Origin of the sequence: Pseudoalteromonas sp. SWN29 (assembly GCF_015864465.1) — a bacterium.
Classification (GTDB): Bacteria; Pseudomonadota; Gammaproteobacteria; order Enterobacterales; family Alteromonadaceae; genus Pseudoalteromonas.
The window spans coordinates 1-521 of sequence record NZ_JADYXE010000194.1 but is presented as its reverse complement, the minus strand read 5'-3'; the positions used below and the strand labels follow the sequence as shown (position 1 = coordinate 521).

The 521-nt window shown below is 50.9% G+C and carries 1 protein-coding gene; it reads left to right on the top strand.

Annotation, left to right across the window (positions count from 1 at the left end; genetic code table 11):
* Positions 1-127 precede the first annotated feature (127 nt).
* Entirely contained in the window at positions 128-427 is a 300-nt protein-coding gene (locus tag I6F53_RS20450) for a hypothetical protein (RefSeq protein WP_197240985.1), read from the top strand.
* Positions 428-521 lie beyond the last annotated feature (94 nt).

The window sequence follows — 521 nt, the reverse complement described above, 5'->3', positions numbered from 1 at the left end:
CAGGGTACGCACCTTGGGTCTGGCGCTGGGTGTTAGCTGAGGCGACTCGTAGAGGTTGCCAGTGGGTCTCCCGTTGTGTACATGAACACGATGGGTCAATTCGAAACGTATTCAAGAGGATATAATCATGGGTAAGAAGATTAAAAAGGCAGTGAAGAAGACTGTTCGTAAAATTACTAAGCCAGTAGAGAAGGTTGCCAAAGGCGCTGTTGGTGCTGTAGGTGGTGTACTCGGTCAAGGTGGTCAACCTGAACAGGCCGCTCCTGTGGCTGCTCCACCTCCGGCACAGATTATCGAAGCACCTACAAAGGGTGATGTAGAGACCGAAGATGATGCACAGACTGAATCTGGTAAGAAGAAAGCCCGTGCTGGTGGCAAGAAATCTCTGAGTGTCGCTCGCAGTTCTGGCGGTGGTCTGAATATCTAATTAAGGAGGCACTATGGCAAGCTCACAGAAACGTGAAGGCTTCGCGGAGAATGGTGCCAAGGCGGTTTATGACGCATTGAAGAACGACCGGAAC

Bases quoted from the DNA above. Each gene is read 5' to 3' on its own strand.
- I6F53_RS20450 (WP_197240985.1), top strand. From the start codon at position 128: ATGGGTAAGAAGATTAAAAAGGCAGTGAAGAAGACTGTTCGTAAAATT.